Consider the following 21,557-nt stretch of genomic DNA (forward strand, 5'->3'; position numbering starts at 1 on the left):
TTTTTGCACATAACATGGATAAGGCTGTTGCGTAGATGGTGCATGAGCATCAGCCTTCTTCTCTAGAGGAGCCCCCAGCGGTCACTGCCCTTGCCTTACGGGGTAGAAATGCCAATTTTCGAGAAGTTCAGGATGCGGTGCTGTAAGGAGAACGCACCAGAGGGCAGTCATCTCACGCTTGGAGGCGTCGTCACGATAAATGGGGTGAGTGGCGTCCCACCCTCCAGCAGTTCCCCGTAATGCCGCTCAAAGACGAGCTCCTGCCCGTCGACCTCCAGGCGCAGGAAGCGCACATGCCGCCGCACAACCCGCCCCACCCGAATCCGAGCCAAGCCCCCCTCGAAGACACACACGTGCAGCTGGCCCGCTGTCATGGCTGGTGGAGCCATCACGAGCCGGGCCAGCCGGGCGGCCTGCTCGAATTGATCGAGCACCTCGCGCCGCACCGATACGGTCTCCCCTACGCTCCGGTACAGCAGGTCCAAGCTGGTTTTCGCCCAATGCTTCAGGAAGGGGCGGGGCTCCTCCTGCAGGGCGTCGAGACGCTCCCGGAGATCCTGACGGTCCAGCCTGTCCGGGCCACCGAACAGGGCCCACAGCCGATCATCCTCGGGGAGCGCTGGGGCCTGGGTGGTGTCCACAGGCTTGGGGACCATCCGGGTCCACCTGGAAGGCGGAGGCGTGCGCTCAGGCTGGGCAGGCTCCGGAGAACGGTGGGGCGAGCCCGTCTCCACCGGCAGGGTCTGAAGCTTCAGGCGGGTGCGCCCCTGACCCGGGAGCACCGTGCCCTTGGCCGCCATGGGCGCGACCGAAGGCAAGGACGGCAGGGCCTGGAAGTCCAGCGCCTCGCCCTCCTGCTGGGGTGCCGGCTCTTGCCTCACGGGTGGGGCAGTCTGGGAGGAGAACACCCCTGGGGGTGAACCCGTGAACAGGGCAGTGTCGTCCTCGTTCTCCCGGCTGCGTGAGGGCGGCGCGGGCTGCACCTGGCCCCCCGGCTTCACCCGCCATCCGGTGGCCCAGGACTCCTTGCCGTACGCGAAGCGCAGCGTGTCCTGAGCACGGGTGACGGCCACGAACTGCACGGCCGTCTCCTCTTCCGGGTCGCCCGAAGCCATGGGCATCATCTCGGGGTACAGGAGGGTCACGCGCGGCCACTCCTTGCCCTTGGCGCGGTGCACGGTGCTCAGGATGACCTCGGCGTCCGCCTGTTCCCGGCATAGGGCGGTGAGCAGGGTCAACGCCTGCTGGAGCGTTGCGTTGCCTTCCTTGCGGGACACGATCCAGGCGAGGAAGCGCAAGCACTTGCTGAGGTCGAGGAGCTCGGTGAGGATCCGCTTGGCCGGGCGGTCGCCCTGCCGGATGCGCTCCTTCAGGGGGTCCGCTTTGGGGTGGTAGTACCCGCGGACCAGCTCGGTCACGTCGTCGTTCAGGTAGGTGCCCGTCGCCGGCAGGATGTCCCGCAGGCCTTCACCGAGTCGCTTTTCCAGGTCCCGGCCCACGACGGAGACGGAGCGGCCCTGCACCATGAGCTGGAGGGCGAGACGGATGAGGGGGGCGTTCGTGCGGCAGAGCACGACGTCGCCGCGCTCGAAGGTGGCCTCCTCGGCACTGAGGTGCTCGATGGTGCCGGGTTTGGCGCCCGGCGCGGGGCGGATGAACGTGCTGTACGCCTGCGCGTAGGCGACCACGTCGCGGGGACAACGGAAGGAGACCGACAGGGGCAACTCGATGGCGTTCGCACGGCTTTTGAGTCGTTCCAGAGCCTCTTTGTCGGCCCCAGCGTGCTGATAAACAGACTGATCCGGGTCACCTACGAAGATCAGGCGTCCAGGGGTCGCCCCCCGAGGTAAGCCGAGCAGCTGGAGGATGAACGCCTGCCGGAGAGGGGTCAAGTCCTGGGCCTCATCCACCAGGGCGACCTGCAGGCTGGCAGCACCGTAGCCATTGGTGGCAGGCAGCCAGAGGAAGTCGGTGAAGTCCGCGAGGTCCTGCTGCTCCCAGAGCCGTTGACCGATCTCATGCATCCGGGGGATCAGATGAATCAATGCTTCCGGAGACCCCGGCCACTCGACGAGGCTGGTGAGGTAGGCGGCCGTATCGACGTCGAGGGTGCGCAGGCCTTCCTCGCGGGCTTTGCTCCAGGCGAGGGCGGCCACGTAGGTATGACGGCGTTCGCCGGCGAGGAGGGCAACCTTACGGGCCTTGTCCTCGTGGGGGATGACGTCGCGCCCGGTGGCCTGGCGCAGGAGCATGACACCGTGGGCGTGGAGGGTGCGGGCACGCATCCGGGAGGGCAGGCGGGGCTGGAGGTCGGCGACGGCGTGCTTGTTGTAGGCGAAGAAGACCCCAGGTTGGGGGAGGTGCCAGGCGGCCTCGACGAGGGTGGTGGTCTTCCCTGCCCCAGCCGTCGCTCGGAGGAAGATGTGCTGGCGGGTGGTCCGCACCGCCGTCATGAACTGCTGCTGTTGTGGCGTGAAGAAGGCCGGGATGTCACGAGCGGGAGCAGGCCAGGAGGTCATGGTCTCTTCACCCCACTGAAACAAGATGGATTCACTACGGGCATTCTCTTGCCTTTCCCCTCTGGGGGAGGGTCAATGGTCACCATCAGAGCTGGGTAGCCGAGCGAGCAGTGCTTCGACCTTGGCAGACAGTGCGGTGTCCTTATAGACGGTGAGGGTCGCTACCTCAGACAAGGGGAGCTGACTGGCCATGACAGCGTCAAGCAACCGGGTGACGGTGGCTTCAGACAGCAAGAGCTTCTTCAGCATCCCTCTGAGCATTTTCCCTTGTTCTTCCGTCGGCCCTGACAGTTCTTCTGTCTTCTCATCCAGCACGGGTACAAGCGCTTTTTCTTGGCTAGAGTTCGTCTGGATGTTTTTCGAATCGTTGAGGACTTTATGAAGCTCCTGGCTCTCATCAATGACATTGGCGTACTTATCAGGATTGTTAATGATGTCCATCATGAAGCCGCTCTTGTTCTTCGGAGTATACCCACCGCCTAGGCGAGTATCGAAGATCGTCACGGCTCTCTTGATGACTTCGGAACCGTGGGAAACGAGACATTTCTTGGCGGCTTCTTTGGCAATTCCCCTGCTGATAAGTTTGCCGACAAGGTCGATGTCTACGGGATTGGTGACGCTCTCGCCGGAAAAGGTGTAAATCAGCTGTTGTTGGGAAGCATAGCCGCAGTAGACGACATCGGAGAGATAGTGTTTTGCAAGCAGCTCCTCATGAGCGGGCTGAAGCGCACGCCGAATTCGACTTGCACCAAAGGTCTTCGTGACGGGAATGTCCTTTGGACCCAGAGGAATAGAAGTGTCGACTTCACAGAACCCCAGATGCTCACCCCAGCCTATGACTGGTACCTGATAGACATCTTTTCCGACGATCTGTCGCTGTTCCTCCAGAAGCCTGTACAGCAGTCTGGAGAGGGGGTAGTTCAATTTGGCATAGAAGTCCAGATCTATTTTTCTGGTGTAATCATTTTGAATCGACGTGACCAGTTCTTTGTTGAGTCTGATGGTCAGAGACGTTCTCTTGCTGTACTTTCCGGAAATATCGCGGCTATCTTCAAATTCCTCGGTTGCGCCGAGATAATCGATGATGCCGAACTCCATGTTCGTCCATTGCCAGGTCTTCTTGTTCTGGTTGCCCCAGAAGGCTTCCGTTTTGAACTGGACGGCTTTCAGTCGCTGGATACTTTCCTGGATTCGCTGGTACTTGGAGGCGCTCCGGTCGAGTCCGACCAGGTCACAGAGGTAGCCGACACTCATGTGGATGGTGTGGTCGTCGGGTCTGCCCTGGAGATGGTACGCCGTCAGCAAAGCGAAAATGACGTCGGCATCCACACCATGCGGGACCTGATGTTTCCCAGCGTCACAGGTCAGGCTGACCGCGCCCGAATTGAGGAGGGTCGTTTTTTTCCAGGCGGTCATCGAGAGGTGAACGCGACTCAGGGCCAGGACAGGATTCAGGCGCGCGATATTGCGCTCATCCAGACCGAAGCGGGTCACGTTGTTCTCCTGACGCATGTGTTCAGTGTAGATCCCATATTCGCACTGTCACCGGGGTTCTGGTTGCACGGGTCGATCTCGTCCGGCTAGGACCCGGGAATCCTGAGAACCAGCGGGCGAGCGGACGTGATCGGGGCTGTTGTTGAAATGCAAAGTCTTTAAAAGCTTTTAAAGACTCTAAAAACCTGCAACAACAAGGGGGAGGGATAAATCCTGTCCTGGACGGCGTTTGTGCGGCTGTTTGAACGAACTACCGCATGGTGGGAGGGTCGTTTGAACGAACTACCGCATGGTGGGACGGCGCTTTTGAACGAATTACCGCTTATGGGCCAGCCCGTTTGAACGAACTCCCGCATGGTTGATGGCGATATTTAGGAAGTCTAGTACGCTATTGACGTAATCTTGAACGAACTCCCGCATGGGCCCTGGAGATGGTTGAACGAACTACCGCATGGTGAAAGAGCATGTTTGAACGAACTACCGCATGGCGGGAGGGGAGATTTGAACAAACTACCACGCGGCAAAAGCAGTAACGACAGAAAGTTTTATGTTTTCAGCTTACGCATCTATGTCTAGACAATACTTTAAGAATGTCTAGACTCCTTCTCTCGAAGGAGGCAGTGAGAGAACGCCGAGCAGAAGCCTCAGCGTTTTAGTGAAAGGTCTGGAGCTGTGCTGCAACCTGAATTACAGGGGGCGCTGTCACCTCTGCTTGAAGGGCCAGGAGCTCTGCGGGCGTCAACCCAGCCAGGAAGTGAGCAAGCAGGTTGCGCCTAGCTTCTGCTTCCACAAGCTCCAGATTCTCGCGCGGTTGTGCCTGGACCACCGGTAGACCTTCCAGCTGGGCCGGCGCCTCAGCAGTGACTTCAGGCCGAAGTTCTGGCTGTTTGTCAAGTCGCCCGTTCGCCCGGGGCTTAGGCGCACATGGCCGCACACCCAGGGTGCCCTGACGTTGGTCGAAGTACCGCGCGTGATCCGCTAACTCCTTGTCCCGCAGCAACCGCCACAGCAAGTTCAGCGCGTGCAGGCTCGCTTCTTTCCCGACGTACAGGTCCTGGCGGCTCAAGGCCTCCACCGCGCTGCAACTTGGCGTGTCGTCCTCGGGCAGGCTCAGGTCCATCAGTTCCGGGTGGAGCTGGGTCGCGCACGGCAGCGCGTCACGGGCTGTACTCCTGGGCGTGCCCAGGATGACCTGCCCGTTGCTCAGGTCGTTCCCGCAATCGAGCCAGTACCGCCAGGTGTAGAACCCTTTGGAGAAGGCCGCCTGATGCAGCTCCTTGCGGGACTTGCGCGTGTCGACGCAGCTGATCACGATGTCCCAGTTCTTCCGGGCCCGGTCCGAGTTGAACTTCTGCGGGCAGGAGCGCCAGACGACGCCACAACTGAAGTTGATTCGGCCGATGAGCACCTCGGCCTTGTTGCGGCCCAGGTCGGTGGCGAAGTACCGCTGGCGCACCAGGTTGGAGGGGCTGACCGTGTCCGGGTCGAAGGCCGTGACCTGGAGGCCGCCCGCGTGGCCCAGGGCGACCAGGGCGTCGTGAAGGCGGACCAGACCGATGAGGACCTCGCTGCCGGTGCCGCCCACGCCCACGACGGCCACGCTGATGGGCTTGTTGGTGTTCAGGAGGTCCTGGATGCCGCGTTGCAGGTGGTGCATGTCAGTTGCCTCCGATGACTTGCCCGAGGGTGTAATTCGTGTCGACGAGCCACTCGTCTTTGAATTCGCCAGCAGCGCTCGCCGCGTCCCAGAGCTCACGGTAGGTGCCACTGAAGGCCCAGCGCTTGTTCGTGTCGGCGGGCTTGACGAAGTTGCTGTAGAAGAAGCTGTCCATCCAGGCGGGAATATCGCTCGGCTGCATCTGCGCCGGCTTCCTCATGCTCCCCGTGCAGATTTCATGACTGGAAAAGATGTTGTAGTACGGCGCAAACGCCAGTTTGGTCTCGGCGGTGGGGCGCTCCTGCCCGCGGAGGGCATAGACCGAGAATCTCCCCTGCTTCACGACGAACAGCAGGCGAGGCTGGGGGAGGGGGCAACCGTCGAGGGCAGCTACGGCCTGGTCCAGCGCGCCGCCGAAGAGGAGCGGCCGGGTGGTGCGTTCCTCCACCCAGGCCATCGAGTTCACGCCGAGGGCCACCAGGTGGGCCGGGAGGAACTGCAGGGACTTGACGGCATTGAGTTGCATCAGGTTCTTGATGACGGCCCCGGTGACGGGCATGCCTTCTGCCAGAGCGGGCTGACCGTCGTGGGCACTCAGGGCATGCTGCATGATGCAGCCGGTGTTGCCCATGGGGTCCGTGTAGACGACGAGGGCGTAGCGGGCGATCACGCTGTTGAGGTCGGCGATGTGGAGATCCATATGCCCTGGCGTCTCCCGCGTCAGCGGGGAGGGAAGCGCTCAGGTCAGGACGTCGGTGTCGTGGTGCGGTATCCACCGGGCAGATTCAGGGCATCGTCGATGTCACTGCGGGTCAGGATGGTCCCCAGATGATTGAAGGCAGAGCCGAAGCCAGTGAGGTAGCGTAGCTGTTCTCCACCGATCTCCTGCACGACCGCGATCTGACCTTCCACCAGATGGGCCGCGAGTTCGGCGGTGAAGTCGAGGCCCATCTGGTGGAGGGCGGTCAGGTGGAGCTCGTCGTCAGGGTCCAGGGGAGGATGGTCGGGGTGAGCGACATTCCACGCGTGGATTTCCGCGGAGGAGAGTTGCCGGTCACGCGGAATCGCGGTGTGGGCGCCCAGGCTGAGGAGCCCGGCGAGCTTGGAGGTGCCGCCCTCGAAGATGTGAATCTTCCCCTCGACGATCAGGGTGTCGACCCAGGCGCGGAAGGCGGCCTCGTCACGGACGCGAATGGAGTTGGTGCGGAAATGGCCTTTCCAGGTGGACATGGGAAGACTCCTGAAGAATCTTGGGGGGCTCGGGAAGGGAAGCGCGGGACAGCAGAAGAGGGCGGTCCGTCCAGGCCGTGTGGCCCAGCGGAACCGCCCTAGTCGTCGATGAGTTGTTCGGCGATGTGCCGGGTGAGCTCCAGGCTCTGCGCGTAGAGGGGGAGGAGCTTGGCGGCGCGCCGGATGTCCTCTCGGGTGAAGAGCCGCACAACGAAGTTGGGGCAGTAGCCCTCGCCCTGCGCCACGCCCTGCCATTCTTCTTCGAAGAGTTCCTGCACCTCATGGAGAGAGCCGCCATTCTCCACGACAGTGATGGAGCGCTGCTGCCCCGACAGGAGCAGGATGGGGGAGCGCCGCATCTCCCCCAGGGCATAGAGCGTGTCCTGCTCCAGAGGCGTTTCCAGGGCCTTGATCTGGGTGGTGAGGACCTGCAGACGTTCGAGGTCCTCCACGATGGAGAGGGCATGAGGAGCCAGGGCTTCGGGGCTGCCCTCACAGCGCTGGCGGATCTCCGCGAGACTGAAGCAGAGTTTGGGCTTGAGCGCCGGCAGCACCTCGTCGATACCGATCGCGCGGTACAGGTCGCGTGGGGCGTTGTGCTCGAGGTGTTCGTGCAGCTCCGCACGGGTGGGGCGGCGGCCGAGTTTCTTGCGGGCTTCCTCGTGGATGCCTTTCCAGAATGTCTTCGGACAGTCCTCGTACCGGAACATCTCGGCGATCTCCAGCGCGTCGCTGGCGGTAATGACCGGCCAGGTGCAGCTGGTGATGTTGCGCAGGTGCACGAGCAGACTGCCGAACAGCCGGGGGTGAATGCGGCCGAGGTTGCGCCGGGCGGCCGTGCAGCTGTAGGCATTCGCCTGCAGTTCCGCGCGGAGGGTGATCTGCAACTCGCCTGGGCCGCGCTGATCGACACTCTCGTCATACGCGGTCGACGGGGAGCAGGACTGGAGTTGCAGACGGAACTCGTGGTTCTCGTAGGGGAGGGGAATCCCGGCCAGGCGCTGAAGATAGAGTGGGAGTGACTCCCGCTGCTTTGGGGGCAAGAGGGGGAGGAGGCCTTCCTCGATGAGGAGGGAGAACACCTCCAGGTCGGCCTGGGCCTCCTGCGCCCCCCTCGTGAGGGTGAGGGGCACGCCCTGGAGGACGAGGCCACCGGCACCCAGTGCGGCGAGGCTCAGAGGAGCAGGGGCAGATCGCCCGGCTCCAGGGGGAGAGGGGAAGGATCGCGCGTCAGCTGGCTCAGGGCCCGGACGAGAGGGTCTTGCCGGCCGCCGGGATCCGGCGGGAGCTCGGGTAGGTCGTCCAGAGTGGCTGCTTTGCTCCGGAGCCACTCGGCCACGCTTGAGGGACTGCATGGGATCTGCGCCTTAGCCTTTCGTGCCGAGGCGCTTTTTGAAGGTGTAGACATGGGAACCGTCCTTGAGTTCCGGGCCTTCGACCACGGCGGAAGCGAGTTCGGGGACGGTGAGGGCGTGCATCTTCTTGATGTCCTCGGCGCCCTGTTCGGGATTGAAGTCGGCCAGTTCGCGGCCTTCGTAGATGAACTTGCGCTGGACTTCGGTCACGCTGATCTTGTTGGGGGTCGTCATACGGGCAAATATCCCCGGCGTGAGCCGGGGGAGGGAAAAGGGTGTTTCAGGTCGGCGGCTCGGCGTACACCTGTCCCACAAGCACGCGAGCAACGTCGGGCTGCTCGGCCCACAACCGGGCTTCTTCGTCGACGGCCTGGCCAAAGGGCACGTTGGGCCAGACGATGCCCTGGGGGACGCCCTGATCACTGGCGTGGTCTTGCAGGGTGTCCAGAAGGGAGACCAGACCTCCGATCGCGTCCAGTTCTACTGGCGAGAGGGTCTGCCCGCTCAGGAGAGCGAGCAGGAGGTATTTCTGGCGATTGAGTTGGGCGAATCCGGTTTGATTGAGGGGGCAGTGAATCTCGACGTGCTTGAGGTACGGCTGGGCATAGGCTTCCCCAAGAGCGCTGCGCAGGACAAGGATGTGGTCCGGCGAGAGCAACTGCGCGTAGGTCTCGAAGTCAGAGATGTACGTGGGGCAGTCGGCGAGGAGCACGAAGCCGGACGCGACCAGGGCGCGTTCCTGCTCGCGGTACCGGGCGAGGGCCTCGGGGTAGTCGAGATGGCTGCTCCAGGCCTGCGGGGCGTCGGGAGTGGTGGCAGAGACGACGAGAAACGGCATAGATCCTCCTGGGGTGAGACGAAAAAAGGAGAGCGCCCGATTCGACCGGGCGCTCTCCTGGGAAGGTGGGAGATGGGGTTCAGAGCAGGCGTTCGGCCGAGGCCTTGAGCAGGACCACGCCCTTCTTGGTCTGAGCGTTCGAGCGGATGGTGATCTTGTCCTCCTGGCGCGTGTAGCCGTCCGCCTCGACGATCACGGTGTACTCCCCCACGGGCAGCGACACGTCCTTGTTGTGCTTGACGGGGTGGGTCTTCCCGGCGCTGTCGGTGAGCACGATCATGGCGTCGGCCGGCGCGACTTCCAGCTTCAGGCTGCCGTCCGATGCGGGCTTCTTCGCCGCCGCAGTCGCCGAGGACGCGGGCTTACTGGCTTTCTTGCGGGCGTCCTCGGCGGCCTTCTTCGCCTGCTCGGCGGCGGCCTTGACCTGCGCGAGGTAGTCGGTGGTTTCGCGGGCCACGGCCCGGGCGGCGCGGAAGGCCGTCATCTGCGGGATGAGCTGGTCATCCAGACTCGCGGGGGTCCCGTTGATCTGGAGCGGCACGGCGGTCGCGTTCAGTTCGCCGGCGATCGGGACAGGCTGCATGGTGACGAGGAGCTGCGGCTTGCCCTTGGAACGGGCCAGGACCAGGCTCAGGCTCTCGCCGGCCGCGAGGGTAGCGGCCAGCTGGCTGAACAGGCCCTCACCCAGCGTGCCTTCCGGCCACTCGATGGTCGCGACGGGGAGGACCGGCGTGGGCGCCAGGGTGGCCTCGGTGTCCGGCGCTTCGTCAGGTTCGTCCTCACCGGGCAGCTCGCCTTCTTCCAGGGCGTCTTCAGCCTCCGGTTCGGCAGCGGCTTCCGCCTGCTGGAGATCCTCTTCCGGGGTGTCCGAGGGACTGTCCGGAGTCGCCTCGTCCTCGACCACAGGCTCATCTGGCAGAAGGCCTGATGCTGGGGTGTTGAGAAGGTCCTGAGGCGTCTCCACCGGAGCGCTCTGCTGTACGGGGAGCGGAGATTCGACTTCCACCGGGACGGGGTGAGGACCCACGGCCGGAAGATCCTGAGCAGCTAGGGTGAGGTTGGCCTTGGCGGGCTGGCCCAGATTGTGGATCTGCTGCAGCAGGTCCTCAGCCGCTTCGACGTCGGTCTTGGCCGCCTGATTCTCTTTGAACAGGTCGCGCGCTTCCTCCCACAGGGAGAGGTTTTTGACCTTCAGGTCACCCATCACGTCTTTCAGATCCGTGTGGACATCGGCGAGCGTGCGGGCGGCGAAGAGATCATCGAGCGGGGTGGCAGTGTTGGACATGGGCAGTCTCCTGTGGTGAAGCATTGAAGTACCGCCCTTGCTCCCGCCCAGCGGGCGGGGAGGGTCCCACCCCCAGCGCAGAAGAACCGGCAGACGACGCCTCCATCTGCCGGTCAGCTCTGCGGATCGCCGCCCTACAGCAGGGGAGCCCCTCGCGTTTCCAACAGCGTCTTCAGGCCCACCTCGTCGAGGACCGGCACCTTGAGCTCGTTCGCCTTCTCCAGTTTCCCGCCCGCATCCTCCCCGGCGACGAGGAAGCTCGTCTTCTTCGTGACGCTTCCTGCCACCCGGCCCCCGTAGCGCTGCAAGTGAGCTTTGACCAGATCGCGTGACTGCGAGAGCATACCCGTCACCACGAAGGTCAATCCGGCCAGCTGGTCGCCTGCCTGCACATCCTCACTCGGCCTTGGGGTAATACCCGTTGCGAACAGTCAGGCGATGAAGGCCTGCCTGTCCGGCTCCGCCAGCCCGGCCACGCTGCTCGCCGCCATCTGTCTCCGTACATCTTCCCTCTATGGCGAGGAGAGAGCCGGATAGCTGCTCCATCCAGCGAAAGCTCTCCATACTCTTCAGCTCTAATACGCTGTCTCCTTTCTGCTCGGGCGGGCTAAAGCAGCGGCTCAATTCTCCCAAGTCCGTTCAGAGCAAGCGAGATTGATACGCCATCCGCACCGCATCTGTTCGGCTTGACGCCTCTAACTTCCCCAAAATGTTACTCACATGGATCTTTACGGTACCCTCGCTAATCTGCAACTGGGCCGCAATGCGCTTGTTCGACCATCCTGTGGCCAGTGCTCGGAGCACTTCCAGTTCCCGCACGGTCAGCACCTGCTGTGGTCTTACCTGTGGCGCCGAAAGTGCTTCAGCCAACGCCTGCGTCACCCGGGCATGAAACACCCGTTCCCCACGACATACCCGTTCCAGCGTCCGCATGATCTCGTCTACCTCCGCCGATTTGAAGAGGTACCCCGCTGCTCCTGCCTGTACCCCCGCCACCATATCTTCTTCCTCCTCAAAAGTAGTCAGCAGTACCACAGGTGGCCCTCCTACATCCCGCAATCGCCGCGTGGCTTCCAGGCCATCCATCCCAGGCATCCGGACATCCATCAGCACAACCTCCACTGCCTCCTGCGCACACCACCGCACAGCCTCTGCACCGTCCACCGCGGTCGCTACGACCGTCACGCCCTCTTCCAGGGAGAGCAGCGCAGACAGGCCATTGCGGACCAACGGTTGGTCGTCGACGATCAGCACCCTCATCGCAGCTCCAGAAGTGGAAAGGTGGCCTGTAGGCAGAACGCTCCCCCCTCGGTGCTGATTTGGAGATCTCCTCCAGCCGCTTCGACCTGCTCCGTCAATCCCTTGAGCCCCAGGCCACCCCCACCACCCCTCTTCCCGACTGCTGGAGGAGAATAGACGTTGTGAAGCGTGACCATCACGTCAAGTTGCTGGACCACCACATCCACTGAAAGCGCAGTTCCTGGAGCGTGCTTCTGAGCATTGGTCAAGCCTTCCTGCACACAACGGAACGCGGCGAGTCGAGCTGCCGGACTCAATGCGGGCTCACGCTCCGGCAAGGCCAGCGTCACCGTGGAGGGCCACGCCCGCGCTAATTCTTGAATTGACCCCAACAGCGAAGTGCCTAATCTCTGGGGCCTCAAGGCCTTCACGGCGGCCTGTAGACTTCCCATCGACTCCGCACTCCGGTCCAGCGCCCGGTCCAGCGATTCAGCCAGCGCAGGCGGATCACGTTGCACCTTTCTGGCCCGCTGCACTTCCAAGCGCAACGCCGTCAGCTCGTGTCCCAACGTGTCATGAAGATCCCGGGACAGACGCGTCCGTTCTTCCAGTGTGGCGTGTTGCAGCTCCAGATCCCGGTATCGCCGCAGTTCCAGCAGCGCCTCCCGGAGGTGCGCCCGGTCCTCTTCCCGCCGCAAGGTCAGTTCGAACGCAATGAAGGCGAACACGCTCTGCCCGAACAGGGACACGGTGGCCTGCCAGAAGGTCTCCAGACTGCTGGCAGGCTGGGTAAATCCGAAGAGATAGCCCGGACTCAGCCACATGCCCAGGCCGATCAGCGGAAGGCTCAACCCCAGGGTGGCAAGCGGCTTGTACCAGTACCGCAACACGATGGGGATGACGAGCATGACCCCGGTTAGATTGTACGAATAGGCCACCAAGCTGGCATATGCGAGCAGACAGCTCCCACACAGGAGCGTCTCTCCCCAGCGGCGTCGACCTGGCCGCACCAGCCAGAGAATCGCGAATGCGGTCACGAAGGCCACGCCGATCCGAGCCAGGGCGAGCCAGGGATGCGCTAAAGGCCAATTAAAAGACTCTGTGTACAGGTATTCCCAGTTGGTGGAGAAGACCAAGGACGTGATGAGGGTCGAGAGGAGTCCGAGCCCGGCGAACAAGACCACAGCACGGGCGCGTGGTGAATAAGACAGCCAGAAGAGCGAAAGCATGATCAGTGCAAAACCCGGGGAAGCCAGGAGAAGGCAGGTCCTAACCAGATGACGAAGAGGCCAAGAAGCGTCAGGCCCACAGCATACCGTGCCGCCTTCTGCTGTTCCCGTTGCCACAACCACCATCCCAGGCTTGAATTGATGATGGTCAACCACACGGGAAGCCATGGAATCTGTGCATGTAACAGCACGTTCCAAAGGATTCCAGCAAGAACCAGGATCAGCACATACAGCAGAAGCAGACCTGGCCAGAACATGTCACGGTACGCGGGCATGGCGTGGTTGTATCGCCTCAGCGCATGCGGGCGCGTCTCCCAAAAGACAGATTCCCGACCTATATCTTTTGCCAGATGTAGATTTCAGAGCGTCCCCGCATAGTACCAACCCGGAGAGAAGCCGCCTCCCAAGAGCCCCTGAAAGCGGCGTCTCCGCATTTCCTTCCCGAGAGACGCCAGGGGCGTCCTCTCCTTGCACGAAGAATGCTGTATTTCCACTCGTCCATCCCCTGAGAGGTTGTTCCATGAAACGAATCGCTGCCCTGACCGTTCTGTCTGCCCTCGTGCTGTCTGCCTGCAACACCAGTTCCGTCATCCCCGTTGCACCCCAGGGCGTCACCGCCTACGGCCTCGCTGGTGGCAACCAGCTCGCCACCTTCGGCACCACCAATGCCGCCGCGAGCTACCGTACGGTCAGCGTGACCGGCCTCGCCAGTAGCGAATCACTCGTGGACCTGGACTTCCGCAACACCGACAACAAGTTGTACGCGGCCACCTCGACGGGCAAGATCTACGTCATCAATCCCAACACAGGTGCCGCCACGGCGGATGGCTCTTCGGTGGGGAAGGCAACGCAGGCCATCGACTTCAACCCAGTCGCCAACCGGTTGCGCATGGTGGGCAACGCCAACGACAACTATCGCCTGACCGTGAATAGTACGCCTGTACCGACGACTTCGACGAAGGGTGAGGTCATCCCAGACGGCGCCTTCGCCTACGCAACAGGTGACACGAACTTCGGCAAGATCCCGATGCTGACGGCGGCGGCTTATACCAACTCGTATAACGACAGTGCAACAGGCACGGTGCCTGGCAACGCGGCGACGACCCTCTACACCATTGACTCGGCCGCCGACACGCTGGTCGAGAACACGGTCAGCCCAGCCTTCAGCACCCTGGTCACTCGCGCCAAGCTGGGCGTAGATGTAGGGACCGGCCTGACGGGCTTCGACATTGCCGGGGCGAGTGACGCTTACTTGACGGGAGTGACGAACAACCGAACGACGCTCTACCGCGTGAACCTGGGAGCGACGGGCACGACGAATGCCGCGACCGCCATCAGCACCCTCAGCGGCGTGAGCCTCAAGGCGCCTGCCCTCAAGCTTCCCAACCGTTGAACGGATCCATTTCCTCTACGTTTACAGTTTCCTACTGCCTTCTCCCTTTCTGGAGCTTCTCATGACTTCTATTCGTAATGTTCGTGTTCTTACCCTGTTGACCCTGACCGGAGCAGTGGGTCTGGCAAATCATGCACAGGCTACCTCCACCAGTTCCTCGTCGCCTACTCCCCTTGTCGCGGCCTCCTGCGCTGCGCCTGAGAACCTCAATGGACTCTGGCAGGGTGACGATGGGAGCGTGTACGCCTTTCGTCAGATCGGTACTCAGATCTGGGGGGTAGGGCGGAGTCAGGACGGTCAAAGCTGGACGACCGTATTTAACGGTGTCCAGAAAGGCCTGCTCATCACAGGGAAGTGGGTCGACGTCGATGGGAAACGCAGGAGCAACGGGACAGTCACTTTCCAGGGGGACAAGGACTATCGCTTTTCGGATTTGAAGCGGACTTCGTCGACAGGTGGTTTCACGGGTATGCGTTGGATTGCGAACTGCGATGATGTCCCCAACAATCCAGACAAGCTGAAACTCTTCAAATAGTGTGAAGTAGTTCAATCGTAGGAAGATCGAGAGCAATGACGTTTGATGGATAGCTTCAGTCTTCAGGAAGGGCGTAAACTTTTGATGTTTACGCCCGAAGCCAGTAATTCTGAGAAAGAGGTTTTCAATGAAGAAGCATGCGTGTCACTTGTCCTTGCTCGCGCCGCTCGCCCTGGTGATGTTTGGGCTACCCGCACAGGCGAAGGCTGCGCCTCAAGTTGCGGCGATGTGCGCCGTACCCTTGACGCTGAATGGGGTCTGGCAAGCCGACGATGGGAGCACATATGTGTTTCGCCAGATCAATAACCAGGTCTGGGGGTTAGGGCGGAGTAAGGACGGCAAGAGTTGGACGACTGTGTTCAATGGGACACGGAAGGGGCCGCGGGTCACTGGAAACTGGAGTGACATGACAGGCACCCGTCAGAGCAGTGGGACGGTCACCTTCCAGGCTGAGCGCCAGTACGGTTTCGCTGATTTCAAGCGGGTTGCCGCGACAGGTGCCTTCAGTGGTACCCGCTGGATGGCCACCTGCAATGACGCTCCCAACATTGCCAGGCCCTCACTCCCTTGAGGCACAAGAGCGTCTCTTTTCTGGCCTCAGATGGAAGGTGCGCGACGCTTCTCCAACAAACTGTTTAACCCCGCCTCGTCGAGGACCGGTACCTTGAGCTCGTTCGCCTTCTCCAGCTTCCCGCCGGCATCCTCCCCAGCCACCAGGAAGCTGGTCTTCTTCGTGACACTCCCGGCCACCCGGCCCCCATACCGTTGCAGGTGGGCCTTGACCAGCTCCCGCGACTGCGAGAGCGTCCCCGTCACCACGAACGTCAGCCCCGCCAGTTGCTCCCCCGCTTGCACGTCCTCGCTCGGCCGTGGCGCGATCCCCGCCGCGAACAGGCGGGCGATGAAGGCCTGCATGTCCGGCTCCGCCAGTCCCGCCACGATGCTCTCGGCCGTCTGCCGCCCCACGTCCGGAATCCTGGCGAGATCGTCGGCCGAGGCCTCCTGCACCGCTGTGAGCGACGGATAGAACCGCGCAATCCGGGTACTCGTGCCCTCGCCGACGAACGGCAGGCCCAGGGCCCGGATGAAGCGCCACAGCTCTTGGCTCTTGCTCGCCTGGATCTCAGCGACGAGCTTCTCGGCGTTCTTCTTGCCGACCCGACGCACGCTCCCGGTGGTGGTCTCCCCCATTTCCAGGTGCTCGACCTGCTCGGCGGTCAGGGCGTAGAGGTCCGCCGGGTCCTTCACCAGGCCACTGGCCACCAACTGCTCGACGAGACGTTCGCCCAGGCCCTTGATGTCCATGACGTCGCGTGAGGCGAAGTAGCGCACCCGGAGCGTCGACTTCGCCGGGCAGACGGGGTTGGTGCAGAACGTTCCTGCTGCCCCCTCGTGCCGGACGGCCTCGTGCCCACAGACCGGGCAGTGCGTCGGGAACGCGTACGGCACGCTGTCGGCTGGCCGCTCCTCCAGGATCACGTTCAGGACCTCAGGGATGATGCCCCCCGACTTGTGCAGTCGCACGGTATCCCCGATGCGCAGGTCCAGGCCTCGGATGAAGTCCTCGTTGTGCAGGGTCGCACGGCTGACCGTCGTCCCCTCGAGCTGCACTGGCGCCAGGTCCGCGACCGGCGTGAGCTTGCCTGTACGCCCGGTCTGGATGCTGATGCCCTGCACGACCGTCTGCGCGACGTCGGCCGGAAACTTATAGGCGGCGGCCCACTTCGGCGCCCGGCTGGTGAAGCCCGCCTCCGCCTGGAGGGCGAGATCGTCGAGCTTGATCACTGTCCCGTCCGCGTCAAAAGGCAGGGCCGCACGCTGGGCGGTCATCTCGGCGTGATAGGCGGCGGCGGCCACGCTACCGGTCACGTGCCGGGAGTACGTGCTCGTGGCGAAGCCATGCGTCTGGAGCCAGAGCAGCACGTCCCATTGCGTCCGCACGGGCACGCCGTCGTGCTTGCCCAGGGCGTACAGGATGACCTCCAGCCCCCGGCGTCGGGTTTCTTCTGGGTCTTTCTGCCGCAACGCCCCAGCAGCCCCGTTGCGGGGGTTCTTGAGCAGCGGCCGACCTTCTTCCTCGGCCTTGACGTTGTAAGCCAGGAAGGCCGCCTTGCTCATGTAGATCTCGCCCCGCACCTCCAGCTCTCCCTTCAGGCCCGGCAACTCGCGGGGGATGCCAGGGATGCCCTCGATGTTCGCCGTGACCTTCTCGCCGGTCTCGCCGTCGCCCCGGGTCGCGGCCCACTGGAGTCGACCGTCCACGTAGTACAGGTTGATGCTCAGGCCGTCGATCTTCAGTTCGCAGGTGTAGGTGAAGGCTTGGCCGAGCGGGAGGTTCAGGGCGCGGGCGACCCGCTCGTCGAAGTGGGCGAGCTCATCGTCACTGAAGACGTTGTCGAGACTCGTCATGGGCGAGGGATGCCGGACCTTCTCGAACAGGGTGCTCGGGCGGCCGCCGACCGTCTGCGCCGGGGAGTCGGCCGTCACGAACTCGGGATGTTCGGCTTCGAGGGCGCGCAGCTCACGGGCCAGCAGGTCGTACTCGGCGTCGGTGACGGTCGGGGCATCCTGCTCGTAGTAGCGGCGGTTGTGCTCGGCCACTTCGGCGCGCAGCTGGGCATAGCGGTCAGCGGGGGTCTGGGTCATGGGCACTCCGGATCAGGGTACGGGGAGATGACGAAAGGCAGCGCCAGAATAGGCGCTGCCTCAAGAGGGTCAGGCGGAGTGGGCGCGCTCGGCCGGCTCCAGATCCTCGGCACGGCTCAGGAGTTGCACCATCCGGTGGGGCACCTTCACGTGCTGATCGGTGCAGGCCGCCACGATGCCCTGGACGGCCTTCAGGGTCCATTCGGTGAGGCGGGGCTCCGCGCCTAGGAAGCGCAGGAGGGCTTCATCGGCGGTCTCGTCGAGCGCCTCGGTCATGGAGTTCTTGCCCAGCAACAGCAGGCGGAGCAGCATCATGACCAGCCGTTCCACGTCCCCGAGCGTGGTGGCGCCGGTCAGGGCGTCATCGTGCAGGCCGATGTACCGCACGCCGTCCGTCCACGCGTCGGCGACATCGCTCTGTCCGGCGAGGAGGTCGAGCTCTCGCGGTCGGGGCAGGGTGTTGGCGTCCTGTTCGCGGCGGTACCGCCAGACGGTCGTCTGCAGGTCGCTGTTGACCGTGCGTAGGCCTTTCAGGACGGCCAGGGGGTAGCCCTTGGGTGTGGGCGAGAGGGTGTAGAAGCCCCGGAGCTGGGGCACGGCACGGGTGATGTCATCCTCGATCCGAGTCTTCTCAAGGGTATGACGGGGATCGAACGCCGCCACGACGTTGAATTGATACGCCTGCTTGAGGTAGCGAATGAGCACGTCGCCCAGTTCCCGGAGGGTGTCGACGTCCCAGCGTTCCAGGGTGCGGGCATCGAGGACCGTGGCCATGCGGTTGTCCATCGCGCGGCGACTGAGGCTGGCGTGGGCGGGACTGTGGACGGTGAGGACCCCGGTCTTCTTGAGATCGATGGTCAGCTGCCCGAGCGTCAGGTGCTTGCCCGCCGCCGTGGTAAACAGCTTGAGTTTCTCGAAGTCCGCGTAATCAGCTTCGAGGATCACGACCTTCTGTGCAAAGAGGCGCAGGTCGGTTTCGGTCAGGCGGGTGGCATTGCTGCGGACACGCTCCTCACCGATCTGCTTGAGCTTGGCCTTCAGTCGCCGCCAGAGGCCGTCCGGTGTGGTGAGGATGTCATTGCGCGCCATGTTGAGCTGCAGGGCGTGGCCGGGTTTCGTGACGACGATGCCCGAACAGCCGACATGGTGGGTCAGCTCCGCGACGAACATGCCCATGTTGTAGACCTTCAGGCCGCCGTGTTCTTTCGAGAGGATCCAGGCCTCGTCGGTGACGTGCGTCCAAGTGGTGAGGGTGTCCGGGTGGGTGCTGACCTGCTTGCCGTTCACGAAGACCGGCACGGGACTGTACTTCACGAGATCGCTCAGGTGCTTGACGTGCTGATGCACTTCCCCCGTGTTGAGCGGTTCGTAGAAGGTGCCGGTGATGGTGGTGCCGGGCTCATCGGCGAGGCCTTCGCGGAGGTCGTAGTCCAGGCCGTTGGCGCGGATGTCGACGTGCATCTCGAAGGTGCGGGTGCGCCAGGTGGTGCGGGCGAAATTCCACTGCTGACCGCGGCCGATGCCGAACTCACCGTACAGGCGCTTGCCCGCTTCTTCCTGGGTGCCATGGTCGAAGCCGAAGACCGCGAAGTAGGCCTCGATCTCCTCAGAGCTCTGGAAACCCTTGCCGTTGTCCTGCACGACGTAGCCCTTGCGGTCGAGGGTGATGTCGATGCGGGTGGCGCCGGCGTCGATGCCGTTCATGATCGTTTCCATGAGGGCTTTGCCGAGACTGCCGGACTGGGCGGCGATCAGTTGGATGATGATGTTCTTGCTGACGGAGAAGCTGCGGCGGGTGGGGACTGGTGTGATCATGTGGCTCCTTATGGCGCTGGGCGATCTGTCCAGGCCCGGTCCAGGTGAAGGACCTGAATGCCACAAGAAATCCCGCCCGGAAGGGCGGGGAGGGAGCCTCCCGGGGGAGGACGGAAGGGGTCAGCTGGTCTGGGCGGTGACGGTTCTTCGTGACGCACCGGAGCTTCGAGCAGGAGGTTGCCGGGGTCTCACGCTGTCCTGGGCTCAGACGCTTTACAGACGCTTGGGGTCTGGGTAAAGGCAAAAAGGATCATGCGCTGCATAGCTGCCCCTGTGACCCTCCGGGTCAAAAGGAAGGGTTAGCTGAGGAGAATCGGGGCTTGGGGTATACAACAGCCAGATTCAGGCGCGCATTCTTCTGTGGAAGCCTCAGCAGGCAGACCACACGCCGCTCCAGCCTTGCATTGCACCCCCGGAGTGCTGAGGTGAACGACGATCTGCTCGGAAGCAATATCTACATGGGTGACGTGATACTGCATTGCTGGCAGCGCCGTATTTCCGTATTCGAAGCGAATCTCTGCCTCAGGGCGGACCGGGATGTGCTTGATCACGCGGTCATAGATGGCCAGGAATTTCCGATTCGTCATGAAACCGGCTTTCGCCTCATCCGCGCTGCCGTCCATCAGTTGAATGACCGTCTCACGCCAGGTGTTGGCTTTGCCGCCACAATCTATCGCCTCGATGGTGACGGCCTTGACCTCCGTCACGTGGTACCCCGCAGGGACAAGCACCGTGCCCTGTAGATGGAACTGGAGGGGACGCTGTGGCAGGGTGCGCAGCGCAGAAATCACTGCTTCGGTGGAGGTCTGCTCGGTGAGGCCGGGGATTACGGGCGACAGCGACTGATTCATGTGGGTCCTCCTTATCGTTTTTCTTCGATGAATAGGGGTAGGGCTTGAGGAAGCGTCAGCTGGCAAAGCCAGTGACATCCAGTTGGACTTCTTTAAGGGTGTGCTCTGGAGGCCGCGGAGTACCGCCCTGAGCGCTGTTCCAGAACGAACAGCCCTAGATGGCCTCTTTCTGCGCGATCGGGACCTGCGTCAGCAGCGCATCCAGCGCCGTGCGCGCGAAGTGCAGGCCCCGCTCACTCAGGGTGTAATAGGTCCATCGCCCGCGCTTCTCGGCGGTGACGAACCCAGCGTCGACCAGGATTTTCATGTGATGGCTGGTAGTGGCCTGACTGAGCCCGAGCCGTTCCTGCACGTCGCAGGTGCAGATGCCCTGCCCAGTCAAGCAGCATCCCGCGTCCGCTGTGGCCAGGAAGTGCAGGGCCTTGAGGCGGTGGACGTCGCCCAGCGCCTTGAACACCGCAGCCGTTCCATCGAAATCCATAGATGCATCCTAAATGATACATCGAAGAATATCAATGGATCAGCGAAAGGCCGTCCCTTCTCGCTCTAGCACCCGCCGCATCACCACCGCCGATCCTGGACAGCCGCTCTGCACCAGAGGTGAGCACCGTACCTCCTCCGGCAGTTCCGACCAAGACGTCTGGCCAAAGCCCCAGCGCTCAAACCAGTCCGCCGCCGTCGTGGTCAAAAGCACAAGCGTCTCCAGGCGCTGCCGCGCCGCGCGCTCGAGCGTGGCGTGCATCAGTGCCTCCCCACACCCGACACCTCGACGGTCAGAGCGCACCACGACCGAGCGCACCATCCCGACCGGTCCATAGAGTTCCAGCCCTGCCAGGCCGATGACCTCGCCCCCCTCTTCGGCAACGATGAACCCTGCCAGATCGTCTGGGATGCCCGCCAGGGGCAACTCAGCCGCGCGCAACAACGTCACGCCTCTCGGCCAATCCGCGCGCCGCGCGTCCCGGACCGTCAGGCCGAGCTGCACGCCACAGCCTCCTGAGCTCGTGTTTCCGCTTCCAGCGCCCCAATCAGCAGCTCCAGTGCCCGTAGCACGTCCGCCTGCTCTTCCGCTGGGATCCGGTCCAGAAGGCGGGCCGACTGCTGGCTCAGCTTCCCATTGAGCGCCTGCGCTTGTGTCTGCCCCCTCTCCGTCAGGGTGAGCATCACCATCCGCCGGTCCAAAGCCTGGGACTGCTTCTGCACCAGACCATCCTGGACTAACGCCTCGACGTTCCGGCTCATCCAGGCCTTGTCGGTTCCCAGCTCACGGGAGACTTCGGCGAGCGTCCGTGAGTCTTCCCGTTCCAAAAGGGTGAGGATCTGACACCGTGCCAGGCTCTGGATGCCGCACTCCTTCGCGGTCTTCTGTTGCAGGGCGGTGTGGAGACGAGTCATGTGCCGGAGGAGTCCAGTCGGGTCCTGAGTCATCTACACTCCTTTCGTTGTACTTGACAACGATCTACCAAAACCG

Annotated in this window: 21 protein-coding genes; 2 read left to right on the plus strand and 19 right to left on the minus strand. The window is 62.9% G+C overall.

The window, feature by feature from the left end; all coding sequences use genetic code 11:
* Positions 1–167 precede the first annotated feature (167 nt).
* The 13 genes from ASF71_RS09825 to ASF71_RS24505 form a co-directional block, all read right to left on the minus strand.
* The gene (locus ASF71_RS09825; RefSeq protein WP_082505885.1) at positions 168–2,519 is read right to left on the minus strand and encodes a UvrD-helicase domain-containing protein; all 2,352 of its coding nucleotides are present in this window, start codon (positions 2,517–2,519) and stop codon (positions 168–170) included.
* 72 nt (positions 2,520–2,591) lie between these two features.
* Positions 2,592–4,031: a replication initiator protein A gene (locus ASF71_RS09830; RefSeq protein WP_235514302.1), complete on the minus strand. Its 1,440-nt coding sequence runs from the start codon at positions 4,029–4,031 to the stop codon at positions 2,592–2,594.
* A gap of 634 nt (positions 4,032–4,665) precedes the next feature.
* The gene (locus ASF71_RS09835; RefSeq protein ID WP_056298903.1) at positions 4,666–5,670 is read right to left on the minus strand and encodes a PRTRC system ThiF family protein; all 1,005 of its coding nucleotides are present in this window, start codon (positions 5,668–5,670) and stop codon (positions 4,666–4,668) included.
* Between the two features lies 1 nt (position 5,671).
* Positions 5,672–6,370, minus strand: a complete 699-nt coding sequence (locus ASF71_RS09840) for a PRTRC system protein B (protein WP_056298906.1) — start codon at positions 6,368–6,370, stop codon at positions 5,672–5,674.
* A gap of 44 nt (positions 6,371–6,414) precedes the next feature.
* The gene (locus tag ASF71_RS09845; RefSeq protein WP_056298911.1) at positions 6,415–6,900 is read right to left on the minus strand and encodes a hypothetical protein; all 486 of its coding nucleotides are present in this window, start codon (positions 6,898–6,900) and stop codon (positions 6,415–6,417) included.
* Between the two features lie 98 nt (positions 6,901–6,998).
* A complete protein-coding gene (locus tag ASF71_RS09850) occupies positions 6,999–8,033 on the minus strand; it encodes a hypothetical protein (protein WP_056298914.1) in 1,035 nt (344 codons plus the stop codon).
* 234 nt (positions 8,034–8,267) lie between these two features.
* Positions 8,268–8,489: a PRTRC system protein C gene (locus ASF71_RS09855; protein ID WP_056298917.1), complete on the minus strand. Its 222-nt coding sequence runs from the start codon at positions 8,487–8,489 to the stop codon at positions 8,268–8,270.
* A gap of 46 nt (positions 8,490–8,535) precedes the next feature.
* The gene (locus ASF71_RS09860) at positions 8,536–9,093 is read right to left on the minus strand and encodes a hypothetical protein (RefSeq protein WP_056298920.1); all 558 of its coding nucleotides are present in this window, start codon (positions 9,091–9,093) and stop codon (positions 8,536–8,538) included.
* Positions 9,094–9,172: 79 nt separating this feature from the next.
* Complete coding sequence (locus ASF71_RS09865) at positions 9,173–10,378, minus strand: PRTRC system protein E (protein WP_056298923.1); 1,206 nt, start codon at positions 10,376–10,378, stop codon at positions 9,173–9,175.
* A 134-nt stretch (positions 10,379–10,512) separates the two neighbouring features.
* Positions 10,513–10,770 (minus strand): BRCT domain-containing protein, encoded by a 258-nt coding sequence (locus ASF71_RS09870; protein ID WP_056298926.1) that lies wholly within the window; start codon positions 10,768–10,770, stop codon positions 10,513–10,515.
* A 247-nt stretch (positions 10,771–11,017) separates the two neighbouring features.
* On the minus strand, positions 11,018–11,638 hold the full coding sequence (locus ASF71_RS09875) for a response regulator transcription factor (protein ID WP_056298930.1): 621 nt from the start codon (positions 11,636–11,638) through the stop codon (positions 11,018–11,020).
* Complete coding sequence (locus ASF71_RS09880; RefSeq protein ID WP_056298932.1) at positions 11,635–12,846, minus strand: histidine kinase; 1,212 nt, start codon at positions 12,844–12,846, stop codon at positions 11,635–11,637. The genes ASF71_RS09875 and ASF71_RS09880 overlap by 4 nt, the downstream gene beginning before the upstream one ends.
* 2 nt (positions 12,847–12,848) lie before the next feature.
* A complete protein-coding gene (locus ASF71_RS24505; protein ID WP_056298936.1) occupies positions 12,849–13,121 on the minus strand; it encodes a hypothetical protein in 273 nt (90 codons plus the stop codon).
* Positions 13,122–13,366: 245 nt separating this feature from the next.
* On the opposite strand from ASF71_RS24505, the gene ASF71_RS09890 reads away from it, so the two are divergent.
* Both ASF71_RS09890 and ASF71_RS23645 read left to right on the plus strand, forming a co-directional pair.
* Positions 13,367–14,239: a DUF4394 domain-containing protein gene (locus ASF71_RS09890; protein WP_056298940.1), complete on the plus strand. Its 873-nt coding sequence runs from the start codon at positions 13,367–13,369 to the stop codon at positions 14,237–14,239.
* A gap of 61 nt (positions 14,240–14,300) precedes the next feature.
* Positions 14,301–14,774 (plus strand): hypothetical protein, encoded by a 474-nt coding sequence (locus ASF71_RS23645; protein WP_156372713.1) that lies wholly within the window; start codon positions 14,301–14,303, stop codon positions 14,772–14,774.
* A 597-nt stretch (positions 14,775–15,371) separates the two neighbouring features.
* Here the strand turns inward: ASF71_RS23645 and ligA are convergent.
* The 6 genes from ligA to ASF71_RS09925 form a co-directional block, all read right to left on the minus strand.
* Positions 15,372–17,420, minus strand: coding sequence for an NAD-dependent DNA ligase LigA (gene ligA, locus ASF71_RS09900; RefSeq protein ID WP_056298947.1), 2,049 nt, complete (start codon positions 17,418–17,420; stop codon positions 15,372–15,374).
* A gap of 69 nt (positions 17,421–17,489) precedes the next feature.
* Complete coding sequence (locus tag ASF71_RS09905) at positions 17,490–19,235, minus strand: ATP-binding protein (protein WP_056298949.1); 1,746 nt, start codon at positions 19,233–19,235, stop codon at positions 17,490–17,492.
* 299 nt (positions 19,236–19,534) lie between these two features.
* The gene (locus ASF71_RS09910) at positions 19,535–20,086 is read right to left on the minus strand and encodes a DUF6428 family protein (protein ID WP_056298953.1); all 552 of its coding nucleotides are present in this window, start codon (positions 20,084–20,086) and stop codon (positions 19,535–19,537) included.
* A 154-nt stretch (positions 20,087–20,240) separates the two neighbouring features.
* Complete coding sequence (locus ASF71_RS09915) at positions 20,241–20,567, minus strand: helix-turn-helix transcriptional regulator (RefSeq protein WP_056298955.1); 327 nt, start codon at positions 20,565–20,567, stop codon at positions 20,241–20,243.
* Positions 20,568–20,606: 39 nt separating this feature from the next.
* Positions 20,607–21,071: an arsenic resistance N-acetyltransferase ArsN2 gene (arsN2, locus tag ASF71_RS09920; protein ID WP_056298961.1), complete on the minus strand. Its 465-nt coding sequence runs from the start codon at positions 21,069–21,071 to the stop codon at positions 20,607–20,609.
* A complete protein-coding gene (locus tag ASF71_RS09925) occupies positions 21,056–21,514 on the minus strand; it encodes a MarR family winged helix-turn-helix transcriptional regulator (RefSeq protein WP_056298964.1) in 459 nt (152 codons plus the stop codon). Before ASF71_RS09925 ends, arsN2 begins: the two co-directional genes overlap by 16 nt.
* Positions 21,515–21,557 lie beyond the last annotated feature (43 nt).

This window comes from Deinococcus sp. Leaf326 (assembly GCF_001424185.1).
Taxonomy (GTDB): domain Bacteria; phylum Deinococcota; class Deinococci; order Deinococcales; family Deinococcaceae; genus Deinococcus.